Origin of the sequence: Actinomadura sp. 3N407, from assembly GCF_052245875.1 — a bacterium.
Taxonomy (GTDB): Bacteria; Actinomycetota; Actinomycetes; order Streptosporangiales; family Streptosporangiaceae; genus Spirillospora.
Genome location: NZ_JBQQBP010000010.1, coordinates 20,258 through 34,751 on the forward strand (window position 1 = coordinate 20,258; position 14,494 = coordinate 34,751).

Annotated in this window: 11 protein-coding genes; 6 read left to right on the plus strand and 5 right to left on the minus strand. The window is 72.8% G+C overall.

All coding sequences use genetic code 11. The annotated features are described in order from the left end of the window. The first annotated feature begins 208 nt into the window (after nucleotides 1-208). The 3 genes from ACTWPP_RS24665 to thpR all read left to right on the plus strand — a co-directional run bounded on the left by ACTWPP_RS24665 (nucleotide 209) and on the right by thpR (nucleotide 3,152). Complete coding sequence (locus ACTWPP_RS24665) at nucleotides 209-679, plus strand: MarR family transcriptional regulator (RefSeq protein ID WP_443106989.1); 471 nt, start codon at nucleotides 209-211, stop codon at nucleotides 677-679. A gap of 504 nt (nucleotides 680-1,183) precedes the next feature. Continuing rightward, nucleotides 1,184-2,422, plus strand: coding sequence for an MFS transporter (locus ACTWPP_RS24670; RefSeq protein WP_443106990.1), 1,239 nt, complete (start codon nucleotides 1,184-1,186; stop codon nucleotides 2,420-2,422). A gap of 106 nt (nucleotides 2,423-2,528) precedes the next feature. Continuing rightward, nucleotides 2,529-3,152, plus strand: coding sequence for an RNA 2',3'-cyclic phosphodiesterase (thpR, locus tag ACTWPP_RS24675; protein WP_443106718.1), 624 nt, complete (start codon nucleotides 2,529-2,531; stop codon nucleotides 3,150-3,152). Here thpR and ACTWPP_RS24680 read toward each other — a convergent pair. Beyond that, nucleotides 3,089-5,275, minus strand: a complete 2,187-nt coding sequence (locus tag ACTWPP_RS24680) for a hypothetical protein (protein ID WP_443106719.1) — start codon at nucleotides 5,273-5,275, stop codon at nucleotides 3,089-3,091. The genes thpR and ACTWPP_RS24680 overlap by 64 nt on opposite strands. A 109-nt stretch (nucleotides 5,276-5,384) precedes the next feature. After that, nucleotides 5,385-6,455: a hypothetical protein gene (locus ACTWPP_RS24685; protein ID WP_443106720.1), complete on the minus strand. Its 1,071-nt coding sequence runs from the start codon at nucleotides 6,453-6,455 to the stop codon at nucleotides 5,385-5,387. Between the two features lie 265 nt (nucleotides 6,456-6,720). Between ACTWPP_RS24685 and ACTWPP_RS24690 the strand changes: the two genes are divergently transcribed. Then, on the plus strand, nucleotides 6,721-7,629 hold the full coding sequence (locus tag ACTWPP_RS24690; RefSeq protein ID WP_443106721.1) for a class II glutamine amidotransferase: 909 nt from the start codon (nucleotides 6,721-6,723) through the stop codon (nucleotides 7,627-7,629). A 65-nt stretch (nucleotides 7,630-7,694) separates the two neighbouring features. Here ACTWPP_RS24690 and serC read toward each other — a convergent pair whose 3' ends face one another. Next, nucleotides 7,695-8,831: a phosphoserine transaminase gene (serC, locus tag ACTWPP_RS24695; protein WP_443106722.1), complete on the minus strand. Its 1,137-nt coding sequence runs from the start codon at nucleotides 8,829-8,831 to the stop codon at nucleotides 7,695-7,697. Between the two features lie 9 nt (nucleotides 8,832-8,840). After that, nucleotides 8,841-9,248, minus strand: a complete 408-nt coding sequence (locus ACTWPP_RS24700) for a hypothetical protein (protein ID WP_443106723.1) — start codon at nucleotides 9,246-9,248, stop codon at nucleotides 8,841-8,843. A 162-nt stretch (nucleotides 9,249-9,410) separates the two neighbouring features. Here ACTWPP_RS24700 and ACTWPP_RS24705 point away from each other — a divergent pair, with 162 nt between their 5' ends. Next, nucleotides 9,411-12,293 carry an ABC transporter substrate-binding protein gene (locus tag ACTWPP_RS24705; RefSeq protein ID WP_443106724.1) on the plus strand — a complete coding sequence of 961 codons (2,883 nt, stop codon included), beginning with the start codon at nucleotides 9,411-9,413 and terminating at the stop codon, nucleotides 12,291-12,293. A gap of 180 nt (nucleotides 12,294-12,473) precedes the next feature. Here the strand turns inward: ACTWPP_RS24705 and ACTWPP_RS24710 are convergent, their stop codons facing one another. Then, complete coding sequence (locus ACTWPP_RS24710; protein WP_443106725.1) at nucleotides 12,474-13,577, minus strand: citrate synthase 2; 1,104 nt, start codon at nucleotides 13,575-13,577, stop codon at nucleotides 12,474-12,476. Nucleotides 13,578-13,703: 126 nt separating this feature from the next. Here ACTWPP_RS24710 and pdxH point away from each other — a divergent pair, with 126 nt between their 5' ends. After that, nucleotides 13,704-14,414, plus strand: a complete 711-nt coding sequence (gene pdxH / locus ACTWPP_RS24715; protein WP_443106726.1) for a pyridoxamine 5'-phosphate oxidase — start codon at nucleotides 13,704-13,706, stop codon at nucleotides 14,412-14,414. The last annotated feature ends 80 nt before the right edge of the window (nucleotides 14,415-14,494 follow it).

The window sequence follows — 14,494 nt, forward strand, 5'->3', positions numbered from 1 at the left end:
CGGCGCCGGCCGGGCGGCTCGCCGTCGAGGTCGTCACCGTCACGGCCCGGACGTGCCCGAGTGCGGCGGCTCCGCGCCGTTCGGTAGGTTCTTCCATCCGGCGGCGCGAGGGCACCGGGCCTTCAGGGGCGAACGGGCGCGAGGGCGGTGCCCCGGACGGTGTCAGGGCGCGGCGTGGCAGCATGGGCAGCACGGGAGACCAATGACGATGACAACGCCACCGACCCGAGGACGCGCGTCGTCCGCGCCGGGGCTCGCCGAAGAGCTGCGCATCTCGATCGCGCGGCTCTCGCGCAGGCTGCGAACGCTGCGGCCCCCGGCGGCCGGCGACAACACGCTGAGCCCGCTGTCGCTCACCCAGTTCGCCGCGCTCGCCGCGATCGAGCGGCACGGGTCGATGACGCCGCGTGAGCTGGCCGACCACGAGAAGGTGCAGCCGCCGTCGATGACCCGCGTGATCGCCTACCTGGAGGAGCGGGGGCTCGTCGCGCGCCGTCCCCATCCGACGGACGGGCGCCAGGTGGTGCTGAACGCGACGGAGGAGGGCGCCGCGCTGCTGGCCGACGAGCGGCGCCGCAAGGAGGCGTGGCTGGCCAGGAGGCTCGGCGAGCTGACCGACGACGAGCGGGAGGTCCTCCGGCTGGCCGCTCCGATCATCGACAAGCTCAGCCGCTCCTGACTCCGGCGGCGCGGTGCCGGTCGCGCGGTGCCGGTCGCGCGGTGCCGGTCGCGCCGGACCGGTCGCGCCGGACCGGTCACGGGGCCGCGGTTTGCCGGAATGGTGACCGGGCAATTATCGTTAGCACTGTTAATGACTCCTGCTAACGATGGACCCGATGAATCCGAGGGGAACGCGATGCGCGGCGCCCACGGGCGACGGCCCGTGCGCACCGTCCGCGCGGCCGCCCTCTCCATCGCGTCCACGGCGGCGGCGCGCCGCCCGGCCGCGCGCTCTGCGGGTCACCCCCACTCCACCGCCCGCCCGGCCGGCCACGCCGATGCCGCCGGACCGTCCCCGGACTCGGGCGAACCGGTCGCGGCCCCGGCCGTGAAGAAGAACGGAACGCTCGAAACGGCCGACACCGCCGCCGACGACGAGCCGGAAGAACCCGGCGCACAGAACGCACAGAACGCCCAGGACGAAGGTGAACCGGACGAGGCCGAGGAGCCGCGGTCCGGGGGCATGTTCCGTTCCCTGCGCAACCGCAACTACCGGCTGTTCGCCGCGGGCCAGGTCGTGTCCAACACCGGGACGTGGATGCAGCGGGTCGCGCAGGACTGGCTCGTCCTCGAACTCGCGCACGGCAGCGGCGTCGCGCTCGGCATCACCACCGGCCTGCAGTTCCTGCCGATGCTGCTGTTCGGGCTGTGGGGCGGCGTCATCGCCGACCGCTACCCCAAGCGCCGCGTCCTGGTGCTCACGCAGGTGTCGATGGGCGTGCTCGCGCTCATCCTCGGCTTGCTCGCGGTGACCGGCGCTGCGCAGGTGTGGCACGTGTACGTGCTGGCATTCGGGCTCGGGCTCGCGACCGTCGTCGACAACCCGACCCGGCAGTCGTTCGTGGTCGAGATGGTCGGCAGGCACGACCTGCCGAACGCGATCGCGCTGAACAGCGCCACCTTCAACGGCGCCCGCCTGCTCGGCCCCGCCGTCGCGGGCGTGCTGATCGCGATGATCGGCACCGGGCCGGTGTTCCTGGTGAACGCGGCGTCGTTCGGCGCCGTCCTGTTCGGCCTCTACGCGATGCGGTCCGGCGAGCTGTACCCGGCGGCCCCGGTGAAGCGCGCCAAGGGGCAGCTCCGCGAGGGCCTGCGCTACGTGCGCGGACGCCGCGACCTGAGGCTGGTCCTGATCTTCGTCGGGTTCATCGCCATGTTCGGGATGAACTTCTCCACCACGGTGGCGCTGATCGCCAAGGAGGTCTTCAACACCGGCGCGTCGGCGTTCGGCCTCGCGTCCAGCATGCTCGCGCTCGGCGCGCTCAGCGGCGCGCTGCTGGCCGCGCGGCGGGTGGCCAGGCCGCGGCTGCGGCTCCTGGTGGGGATGGGCGTGCTGTTCGGTGCGCTGGAGATCGTCACCGGCCTGATGCCGACGTACTGGTCGTTCCTGGTGCTGCTGGTCCCGACCGGCATCGTGATGATGACGATCACGACGGCGGCCAACGCGACCCTCCAGCTCAGCGTCGCGCCCGAGATGCGCGGCCGGGTGATGGGCCTCTACATGTTCGTGTTCCTCGGGACGAACCCGGTGGGGGCGCCCACGATCGGCTGGCTGGCCGAGCATTTCGGCGCCCGGACGGCCCTCGTCCTGGGCGGCCTGATCTCCGCGCTCGCCGCGCTCGCCGTCGGCCTGCTGGCCGCACGCGGGTCGATCCGCCCGGCGCTCGCCCGGATCCGGCGCCGCCGCACCGCCGAAAGGTGACGAATGCCCGGTGGGACGGCGGCGGCGCGGCGGCGCGGCGGCCGATCGGCGTGACAACGGGTGCCATCTGCTGAAATGCTGGCCGGGTGGCCCCTCGGACGCTCCCATGAGGCTTTTTGTGGCGCTCGTCCCGCCACCGGACATCCTGGACGAGCTTGAGGAGGCCATCGCGCCGCACGCCGGCGCGGTGCCCGAGCTGAGATGGGTCCGGCGCGAACTGCTGCACGTCACGCTGACGTTCCTCGGCGAGGTGGACGACCGCACCCTGGACCGGCTGCTCCCGAGGCTTGAGCGCGCCGTCGGCCGGCATGAGCGGATGTCGCTGTCGCTGGCGGGCGCGGGCGCCTTCCCCGGCGGCGGAACGCACGCGCGCGTCCTCTGGACGGGCCTGTTCGGCGACCGGCGCCGGGCCGTGCGGCTGGCGGCGTCGACCACGGCCGCAGGGCGCCGCGTCGGGACGATGCCCGACAAGCACCGCACGTTCCGCCCCCATCTCACGTTGGCGCGGTCCCGGAAGCCGGTGGACGTGCGGCCCCTCCTGGAGGCGCTGTCGGCGTTCGCGAGCGCCTCGTGGACGGCCGACTCCGTCCATCTGATGCGCAGCCACCTGCCCGGCAAGGACTACAGCCAGGTGAGGTACGAGTCGCTGAAAACGTGGTCGCTGCGTCAGAGCTCGGGTGGCGGAGGCGCGGGACGGTCGGCGTCGGGCGGCCCCCAGGGCACGCCGTAGCGTTCGCAGGCGCGGCGCAATTCGTCCAGGTCCGGCGGGAAAGTGACCTGGCGCAGCACCCGCCCCGACGGCCCCCACACCACCAGCCGCGGCATCCGCTCGCGCGCCTCGTCGATGCCGACGCCGCCGATGCGCTCCCGGGCCAGGTCCCATTCGACCTTGCCGCGTCTGGTGACGACCGCGAGCCCCGCGGACGACACGCGAAGCTGCGAGCGGTTGCGGTCGTAGAGCCAGTAGCCGACGAGCCCGATGACGAGCCCGGCGGGGACGGACCAGCTCGCCGTGGCGTTGAACCCGCCCAGCTCTGGGCCGAGCCAGACCGCACCCAGCAGCGCCACCGCCTCGCACAGCAGCACGCTCATCCCGTACGTGCCGACACGGGAACGCCGGGTCGCGTCCAGCAGCGCGCCCGGCGCGGTGGCAGGGCTGGGCGGTGCGGAGACGGAGATCGTGAAGTCGTTGTCGTCGGCGCGGTCCGGCTGGGGAGCCGTGCCCTCCTTCCCGGCGCTCTGCGACGGCAGAGCGGCGGTCGCCGGTTCCGGTTCCGGTTCGGTCCCGGGTTCGGGGACGGCGAGCGTGGACACGGCCGAGTGGAAAGCGGCGCTCAGGTACGCGTCGTACTCGGCGTCGTTCACCGGCAGCCCGGCGCGGCGGGCCGAGTCGCGCAGGTCGGTGCGGGAGATCCGCAGCGCCGACAGCGGCGCGGCGAAGAACTCGTCGCCGTCGGTGTCGTACAGCCGGACCCACGCGTGCCCCGCGATGGTCAGCAGTTCGATGCCGCCGATGCGGTCCTCGGGCATCTTCAGCACGACGTCGCCGGCGGCGTCCGCCCAGCCGAGCCCGCCGTCGGCGACGACGAGCCGGCCGCCCGGCACCTGCGCGAAGATCTCCGGCAGCCCCTCCAGCCCGTACTCGGGACGGCGCGGCGCCCGCGCCCCCGGCGTGATCACGCGGTAGCCGTGGTCGTCGAGGGCGTGCGCGAGCTGGAAACCGTCCAGGCCGTGCGCGGGCAGCCGGGCGACGAGTTCCAGCCGGTGCCCGAACGCGAGCGCGGCGAGGTCGGCGCGGCGCGGCTCACCGCTCACCGGGTCGAGGCGCAGGCCCGGGCCGACGACGACCGCGGCGACGTCCCCGGCCGGCAGGTTCTGGGCCTCGCGGCGGCGGCCGGGCAGGGCCCGCACCAGCAGCCGCTCCGCGGTGATCGTCCACCTGACCTGGACGGCCCGCAGCAGCCGGCGGCGGGCCGCGAGGACGCCCGCGATCGCGGCGAGCGTCCAGCAGCCGGCGGCGAGACGGGCACCGAACTCGCCGGTCCCGTCCACCGCGATCCGGACGATCATGACGGCGCCGAGCAGGGCGATCAGCGCGCCGAGGAGCGCGATCCGGCGTCGGCTCGGCAGCGGCTCCGGCGTGTCCAGGCGCTGCCCGTTCGTCCGGCCCCTGGTGCCCGCCTTGTTCCCGCCGCGTGTGCGCCGGCCTTCGATGACGGGCTCGCCGGGCGGCTCAAGGGACGCCTGAAGGGCCGGCTCGTGGGCCGCGGCCAGGAGTGCCGCCTCCTGGTCCAGGAGGCGCTTCTCCGCCGCGTGGTCGCGTGGCAGAGCGCTTCCCCCTGGAAGGTCGTCGTCCAGCCCCGGGATGCGCAGGGCCTCGTCGAGCGCAGGATCGAGCAGATCGGTGGACTCTCCGTCCAGGACGTGCATGGGGAACCCGAGCCTGCGTGCCGTCACGAACACGGCGAGCGGTTCCAGGCCCATCGCGGTCATCCCGCCCACCGCGGTACGTCCGAACCGGTGGAACACCGTCAGTACGCCGTCGCCGGTCGTGATGGCCAGGGCGTCGATCCGGGACCGCTCATAGGAGACCATGCTCAGGCCGTCCGGGCCGATCCGTTCGAGGCCGGCCGCGGACAGCCGCCAGAACGGCCGGGGACGCCTCCGGCGCGCCTCCGGGGCCGCGCCGAGCATCCACGGGACGGCCGCGACGACACCGATCAGCGCCGCCCACAGCCACACCGGGCGGATCGGCAGCAGCGCCAGCGCCACCGCCAGGAGAGCGAACGGGCCCGCGGCGACGGGGCGCCACCTGCCACCAGGACCCGCGAGGCCCACCAGCTCATGCTCCACAGTCCGCATCCTCACACGGGTCCCCGTGGGACCGTCGCCTCCTTCCAGCATCCGGTCGCCCAGCGAAACCGACTTCCATCGTGCGGGTCAGGTCGGCCCATCGCTCACGTCACTTGCCTCCCGACGACCCCCCGCGTCTCCGTATCAGCCCATAGCCGACGGCTCCGGCGATGGCGAGCGCGAGGAACAGCCCCACCCTCGGGCCGGAGGCGTCCCTCTGCCCCTCCTCGGCGTCGCCCGTCGTCTCCGCGTCCTTCGGCGTGGGGGACGGCGACGGCAGCGCCTCCTCCGGCAGCGGGACCTGGTAGACGGGCTGGTTCGTCCCTTCGGACCCCGCCAGGATGGACCTGCCGTCGGGCGCGTAGGTCACCGACTCGCCCTGGCCCTGCACGGGCAGGTCGATCGACTTCAGCGACTTGCCGGGGCTGCCGTCCGGCTTCACCGAGTAGAGGCGGGCGCCGAAGTAGGTCCGGATGACGCAGGTGCTCCCGTCGGGGGCGAACGCGCCGTCGGTCGCCATGGCCGGGGCGTCGGCGACCTCGCGCATCGTGTTGAACCCGCTCGTCCGCAGCTTCGCCGGGCCCTCGTACACCTTGCCGCCGAACAGCTTGCTGGCGATGTAGATCCGGTTGGTCCGCGGGTTGATCATGAACGTCTCGGCGTTGCGCGGCCCGTCCTCGTATTTGATCTTGAACGTGGTGGCGCGCAGCGTCCGGCTGCGCAGCCGGGCCGGCTCCGGGATCCGGTACACGGTCACATACGGCCATGCGCCGCCGAGATTGTCGCCGATGTCCGCGACGAAGATCGCCGGACGGCCGCGCCCGTCCTTGCCGACCGCCATGCCCTCCCAGTCGCGGGCGTCCGCGCCGCCGACCGTCAGCGTGGCCTTGACGCGTCCGTCCATGCCGAGCGCGTAGATCGTCGGGACGCCGCCGGAGTCGTTGTGGGTGTAGATGACGCCCCGGTGCCGGCGGCTGGCCGCGAGCCCGCTCGACTCGGTGATCCGCTCATCTTTGATCTTGAAGAGGACCCGGTCGTCCCCGTCGGGCGCCGTCCGCTGGGCGGGGCCGGCCGGTGCCGCGGACACCGCCGGCGACGGCAGGCCCACGAACGCGGCGGCGAGGCCGAGCGCGGCGCCGGCGCGGGCCGCGCGACGGCACGGGGACGGACGCTCTGACATGACCTGATCATCCCCGTTCCGCGCCCCGTCGATCATATGACCCGCGCCGCCGGTGCGGCATCGTCGCCCGGCATCGCCGGTCCGGCCCGCACCGCGGTCAGTTCAGCATCGCACCGACGACCACGGCCAGTACGAGCGCGGTCAGCACGGCGGGAAGCAGCCATCGGGGCGCGCGGTTCACACCCTGAGCCTATTCGTCCGCGCGGAGGACTCGAACCGCCCGCCCATGAACTGCATCTCATCCAGCATGTGTGGATTGTTCGGGATGGTGCGTTCACCGTTCGCCGCCGACGCCGGGCCGGCGTCGGACGTGTTCGTCACGCTGGGCATGCTCGCTGAGGAACGCGGCACGGACTCGGCGGGGCTGGCGCTCCTCGGCGCCTGGCCGGGCCTCGGCGGGCCGGGAACCGGCGGTGACGGCTGCCGGGTGCTGAAGGGCCGCGGCCGCTTCTCCGGGATCTGGCGGCCGGACCTGATCCTCGAACTCGACCGCGCGCCGGTCGCCCTCGGGCACACCCGCTGGGCGACGCAGGGCTCGCCCGTCGAGCCGCACAACGCCAGCCCGATGACCGTCCCCGGCACGGGCGGCCCCGCCACCGGGGTGGTGGCCACGCACAACGGCGACATCGACGCCGGTGACCTGCGGTCGCGTTTCGCGCTGCCGCCCGCGTCCGGGACGACCGACAGCGAACCCGTCTTCCAGCTCCTCGCCGGCTGCGCGGACACGTCCGAGGTGACGCAGGTGCTCGAATCGGTGGTCGGCCGGGCCGCGCTGGCCTGGGTCCACCGCGACCGTCCGACCGAGGTGCATCTGGCCCGCGCCGCGCTGAGCCCCCTGACCGTGGCCGTCGACACCGAGCAGAACATCTACTGGGCGTCCAACCCGCGCTGGTTCCGCGACGCGGAGAAGCACACGCGGGTGGAGTTCGCGACCGTCGTCATGCTCCGCGAGGGCACCTACCTGAAGGTCGGCATGGAGCCGCGTCCCGGACGCCGTGACCTGCCCGACGTGCTCGCGACGGCCGGCTTCCAGCCGACGGCCCGGAACACCGACATGGACGACCGCGTCTGGACGGGCTTCACCCTCGCCGACGAGGAATGCGACCGCGCCGGGCTGCGCCACCGCGTTCTGGAGCGGCCGGGCGGCACCGGCGGCCTGCCGGCCGTCGCCTGAGACGGGCCCTCGGGGACGCGGCGTGGCGCCCCCGGGGGTTCTTCCGTTCGCCGGCCTCCGGCCTTCTAGAGACGCTCGACCACGTAGTCGATGCACGTGGTCAGGGCCTCCACGTCCTCGGGGTCGATGGCCGGGAACATGCCGATGCGCAGCTGGTTGCGGCCCAGCTTCCGGTACGGCTCGGTGTCCACGATCCCGTTGGCGCGCAGCACCTTGGCCACGGCCGCCGCGTCCACGTCGTCGTTGAAGTCGACCGTGCCGACCACCTGCGAACGCTGCGCCGGGTCGACGACGAACGGCGTCGTGTACGACGTCTTCTCCGCCCACGTGTAGAGCCGCCGGGACGAGTCGGCCGTACGGGACGTCGTCCACTCCAGGCCGCCCTGGCCGTTCATCCACTCGATCTGCTCGGCCAGCAGCAGCAGCGTTGCCACGGCGGGGGTGTTGTAGGTCTGGTCCTTGGCGGAGTTGTCCACGGCCGTCTTCAGGTTGAGGAACTCCGGGACGTACCGGTCGGACATGGCGATCTCGTCGATCCGCTCCAGCGCCGCCGGGGACGCGAGCGCCAGCCACAGCCCGCCGTCCGCCGCGAAGCACTTCTGCGGCGCGAAGTAGTAGACGTCGGTCTCGGCCACGTCGACGGGCAGGCCGCCCGCGCCCGAGGTCGCGTCCACCAGCACGAGACCCTCGCGTGCGGTCGTGCCGGCCGGGCGCCTGATCGGCATCGCGACGCCGGTCGAGGTCTCGTTGTGGGTGAGGGCGTAGACGTCGACGTCCTCCTCGGCCGATGCCTCCGGGTGCGTTCCGGGCGGGCCGGTGATGACGGTCGGGTCTCCCAGCCACGGCGCGCTCGTGGTGACCTTGGCGAACTTGCTGGAGAACTCGCCGAACGTCAGATGCTGCGACCGCTGCCGGACGAGGCCGAACGCGGCGGCGTCCCAGAACGCGGTGGTGCCGCCGTTGCCGAGCAGCACCTCGTATCCCCCGGGTAGCGAGAACAGCTGGGCCAGACCCTCACGGACCCGCCCGACCAGGGACTTGACGGGCTTCTGCCGGTGCGAGGTCCCCATGTACGTCGAGCCGGACTCGGCGAGCGCCGCGAGCTGCTCGGGGCGCACCTTCGACGGGCCGCACCCGAAACGGCCGTCGGCGGGCTTCAGATCGGCGGGTATGTCAATGGTTGGATTCGCGCTGTCGGTCACTCGAAAAGGCTACTTCACACGCCGTGCGGCCCAGATAAGCAGGGTCGACAGCGCGATCGCGCAGACCCCGGCGATGACCGCGGGCGGGTAGATCCAGTCGTCGCCCTTCGAATGCGCCGCCACGGCCGTGCGTACCGAGTCGTAGGTCAGGAACGCCAGGAACACGGCGGCGGCCATGACGGCGATCCGTCCCGACACGGCGTTGGTGCGGCGCCGGCGCTCCTCGCGCTCAGCCTCGTACCGCCGCAGCTCCTCGGCCGCGTCGGCCTCCGGTGCACCGGACCCCGTGGTACCGGACCCCGTGGTACCGGACCCCGTCGTGCCGGACCCGGAGGCGCCGGACGCGGAGGCGCCGGACGCGGGGCCGATGTCACCGTCGAGCGGCTCGTCGTTCGCACCGGCACGGTCATCGCTCATGCCCCAATGATGGCAAAGGTGGACGAGTTTCATGTTCGGCCGCATGCTCATGGAAAAGTTTCGATCCTTTCCACGGTCCGCCGCGTCCAACTCCGAAGAGGGCCGGAGGGCGAGCCGGGGGGACGGCAGAAGAGAGGCGAGCGGGGAAGCGAGGCGTGGCGCATGGCGGGCGACGGCGACCGGATCCTGAGCGAGGATCGGCTGCGCGGAGTGCTCGACCTGTACGAACGGCTGCGGGAGCGGCCGCCGTGGCGGTGGCGGGAACGGCTGCGACCCCTGCTCCTGCTGCTCGGCCCCGGCCGCGCCACCTCCCATGCCGCGGAGATGCTCAAGAGCCGGTGCGAGGACGAGCGGGCCCCGGTGTCGCACATCGCCGCCGACACGCCCGCCACCGGTGTCGCGGGCGTCCTGCGGGAGGCGAAGCGGGAGCTGTCGCAGCCCAGCAGCCGCGCCAGGGGCGAGCCGCCGCTGCGGTTCCCGCTGCTGGAGATGGCGCTGTGGCTGCGTGACCTGCGGGAGATCAGGCTGGCCGGGGACCGCCCGCCGCCGCGCGGCGCCTCGCCCGCCGAACGGGAGAACCACCAGCTCGTACGGCGGCTGACGCATCCGCCCATCGGGGACAACGAGAACGCCCGCCGCCGCGAGCTGAACCGGGTGATCCGCAGGCGCGGACGGGACGTCCTCCGCGACCTCGAGTCGCCGCGCGGCCGGCCCGCGACGTTCCTGGCGTTCCTGGAGCAGATCGCCCCGATCGGGATCGCGGTCGTAGCGCTGATCAGCGCCGGGACGGCGGCGGCCCTCGACCTCGCAGCGGCCGTGCTCGCCGCCGTCATCGGGCTGGCGTTCGTGACCGTGCAGATCCTCGCCAGGACGCGCGGCTGGTACGGGGTGCGGCGCTTCGGATGGTTTCTCCGCCAGCCCTACGTGGACCGCGACTCCACCGGGTTCCTCGGGTTCGCGCTCGGCGTGTTCGACCCGCGCCCGGTCGAGCCGGACGACCACGGCGAGCAGCTCGACCTGCTGCTCGTCGCCGCGTTCCTGGAGGACCTGCGCCGCAACTACCGCCGCGACTACCGGCGGGCCGCGTGGGCGCGGGTCCGCTACCCGGTGCTGATCTTCGAGCATCTGTCGGCCGGGCATCCCGGTGTGACGTTCGTGGAACTGGCCGAGCGGGTCCGCGCCGACGGCCAGGCCGACGACCGGCTTCCCGGCTTCGACCCGCTCATCGTCACGGCCGGCGTCGACCCGACCGCGCCCGCCGATGACGACCCGTCCGCCCCGTCCGGCCCGAGGCTCGTCGACCGGCTCGCGCAGGCGGTGCGCGTGGACGTGTCGTCGGGCGAGCCGCAGAGCGTCGTCGCCGCGCGCGGCCTGTGGGACCGTTACACGCGCGAGCAGCGGCGCGTCGGCGCCCTCGGCTCGCGCCGGGAGCTGCGCGTCGACATCACCCGCGACCCGGGCGGCGACCTGCCGTCCGTCCGGTCCGTGCGGCGCCGCCCCCGGATCGCCCATCCCGCGCTGCCGTGGATCGCGATGGTCGCGGTCGCGGCGGCGTCCATCACGGTGATCTCCGTCCAGGTGGTGAGGTACTGCTCGCCCACCGGCATCGCGCGGATGGCGAACGGCGAATGCGTCGGCATCACCGACGGGTCGTTCCGCTTCGGCGAGGACTCCGGCGGCCGGAACAACGACAACCGGCTGAACCGGGTGCTCGACCGGATCGAGGCCCTGAACGACCACGTCGAGGAGTCCGGCAAGCCGTACGCGACGGTCGTCTACCTCGGCCCGGTGACCGCCGACCCGTCGATCAAGAATCACCGGATCGACCTGCTCGCCGGGGTCCAGGGCGAGCTGATCGGGCTGGCGATCGCGCAGAAGCGGTTCAACGACGCCGCCGAGGGCGACGACCTGCGGCTGCGGGTGCTGATCGCCAACGCGGGCGCCAGGTTCCGCTACGCCGTGCACGTCGCCGAGCAGATCCGCGAGCGGGCGCTGGAGGACCGCTCCATCGTCGCGGTGGTCGGCTTCGAGCAGAGCCGCCGGCAGACGCAGGAGGCGATCAAGCTGCTGGCCAAGTCGGCGCTGCCGCTGGTCGGCACGGCCAACAGCTATGAGGGGACGGCCCTGCTCGACGGCGACGCGGGCTACTCGCCGTACTACTTCCGGCTGGCGTCCCCGAACTCGCGGACCGCCCGGCACGCCGCCTACTGGGCGCGCAACGGGCACATCGGCGGCACGAAGGTGAAGGACGCGGTCGTCGTCTACAACGATGACCCCGACGATCTGTACAGCGAGGACCTCGCGGCCGCCTTTCAGAAGGAGTACGGGCCCGGCGAGGTGCGCATGCGGCCGTACAAGGACCCCGGCGAGCTCGACAGGTCAGTGCGAGAGGCGTGCCGGGACCAGCCCGACATGTTCTACTACGCTGGCAGGTCGGACGAGTTCCGCTCGTTCATCAACGTGATGGAGCTGTCCTGCCCGAAGCGGCCGCTGGTCATGGCCGACGACGAGATCGCCAAGTACGTCAGCGACAATGCCGCCGAGATCGGCCGCAAGAACACCTTCGACCTGTACTTCACGCCGCTGGCCGCGCGGGAGGCGTGGACGTGGCGGTGGATCGGCGATCAGGCGCCGCAGACGTTCTACTCGGACTACGACCCCGCCGTTCGCGAGATGACGGACGAGAACATCGAGGGTCAGCGGCCGTCCATCACCCGCGCCGCCGTCGCCTACGACGCGGCCACCCTCGTCGCGACCGTGGCGAGCAAGGTGTACTGGCAGGAGAAGGCGCTGCCGTCGGCGGGGTCGGTGTTCGCGGCGCTGAACGATCCGGACCACGACGTCCTGCGCAACGGGGCGAGCGGCGTCATCCGGTTCAGTTCCCGCAGTACCGGCCACCGGGTGCTCGGCAAGCCGGTGATCCTCGCGACGATCAACCCGGACGGGACGACGGAGGTCGAGCAGGTGTGCGGCCGCCTCGTCGCGGGCGGACAGGCCGAGGCCGCCTGTCCGCCCGGCGACGAGACCGAAAGCGCGCCCCAATGAACGATGACCTCGACCGCCACCACTCCAGCCACACAACGACTTGAACAGTCGCGATCGCGCAGCGAGCCGCAGGGCGAGCCGGAGCGATGCAGCGATCGCACCGCAGTGCCCGCCGAAGGAGGGCCCCCAGGCCGGGGGCCGACGACACGACCGCCAAGGGCACTGCAATGAACAGGGAACTCAGCGCTTGAGGACCTCCGCCGCTCCGGTGACGTCGTTGATGTCGCGGGTTCCGGGGCCGGTGTACTTGGCGCTCGGCCGGACGAGGCGGCCGGTGCGCTTCTGCTCCAGGATGTGCGCGGCCCATCCGGCGGTACGGCCGCAGGTGAACATCGCGGGCATCATCGCGGTCGGGACCTCGGCGAAGTCCAGGATGACCGCGGCCCAGAACTCCACGTTCGTCTCGATCGGGCGGTCCGGGCGGCGCTCGCGCAGCTCGGCGAGGGCGGCGTCCTCCAGGGCCTTCGCGGCCTCGTAGCGCGGCGCGTCCAGTTCCCTGGCGGTGCGGCGCAGCACCCGGGCGCGCGGGTCCTCGGCGCGGTAGACGCGGTGCCCGAAGCCCATCAGCCGGTCGCCGGAGTCGAGGATGTCGGCGACGACCTTGCGGGCGTCGCCGAGCTGCTCCACCTTCTCGATCATCGGCAGCACCCGGGCGGGGGCGCCGCCGTGCAGCGGGCCGGACATGGCGCCGATCGCGCCGGACACGCTGGCCGCCACGTCGGCGCCGGTGGAGGCGATCACCCGCGCGGTGAAGGTGGAGGCGTTCATGCCGTGCTCGGCGGCGGAGACCCAGTACGCGTCGATGGCCCGGACGTGCTTGGGGTCGGGCTCACCGCGCCAGCGGACCATGAACCGCTCGGTGATCGTCCTCGCGGCGTCGATCTTGTCCTGCGGGACCATCGGGACGCCGATGCCGCGCGCGGACTGGGCGACGAACGACAGCGCCGTCACCGACACCCGGGCGAGGTCGGCGCGGGCCTCCTCGTCGGTGATGTCGAGCAGGGGACGCATCCCGTACGCGGGGGCGAGGGTGGGGAGCGCGCTCTGCACGTCCACCCGGACGTCGCCGGAGGTGACCGGCAGGACGTGCGGGTCGGCCGGGGCGAGTCCCGGGTCGAAGCTGTCGTCCACCAGCAGGCCCCAGGCGTCGCCGAAGGAGACGCGGCCGACGAGATCCTCGATGTCGACGCCCCGGTAGCGGAGGGCGCCGCCCTCCTTGTCCGGTTCGGCGATCTCGGTCTCGAAGGCCACGACCCCCTCGAGACCAGGTTTGAAGTCGGACATGTCGTCCTGCCTTTCGTCCCCAAGAGTGATAAGGCGGTGCCGTGCCATTGAACCCTGTCCGCCTTACTTGCCAGTACCCAGGGGCCATGTGAGTTGCACAAGACCCAGGTGAGAGGCTCTGACGCTGTGGATTTCCCAACGCCCGATCCCGCACGGCTCCGAAGATCCTACGAAGGGGGCGAATTGGCGGAACCGTCGCTCCCCGCCGACCCGCTCGCGCTGTTCGCCGCGTGGTTCGCCGATGTGCACACCTTCGGGCTCACCGAACCGAACGCGATGGTCCTGGCCACGGCGTCCGGGGACGGGGTGCCGAGCGCCCGGACCGTCCTGCTGAAGGGGTACGGGCCGCAGGGCTTCCGTTTCTTCACGAACCTGACGTCCCACAAGGGGCGCGACCTTGCGGAGAACCCCCGCGCGGCGCTCGTTTTCCCCTGGCACGCGATGCACCGGCAGGTGCGCGTCGCCGGTCCGGTGGTGGAACTGTCGCGGGACGAGTCCGCCGCCTATTTCCGGACGCGCCCGCACGGGTCGCGGCTCGGCGCGTGGGCGAGTGAGCGGCAGTCGGGCGTCATCCCCGGACGGGACGTGCTGGAGCGGCGCTACGCCGAGCTGGCCGAACGCTGGCCGGATCCCGCCTCGGGGCGTCCTCCCGGGGCGCCGGACGCGGACGACGCCGATGTCGTCCCGCTGCCGGACTTCTGGGGCGGCTTCCGGCTCGTCCCGGAGTCGATCGAGTTCTGGCAGGGCCGCCGTGACCGGCTCCATGATCGAATCCGCTATCGTCGCTCCACCCCGGACGATTCCGGGGACTGGGTGATGGAGAGACTGTCTCCGTGACATCGCGACAGCAGCCATCCCCGCCGGCGCCGCTGACGCCTCCGAGCCCCTGAGCCCTCTGCGGACGCGGACTCGGCCCC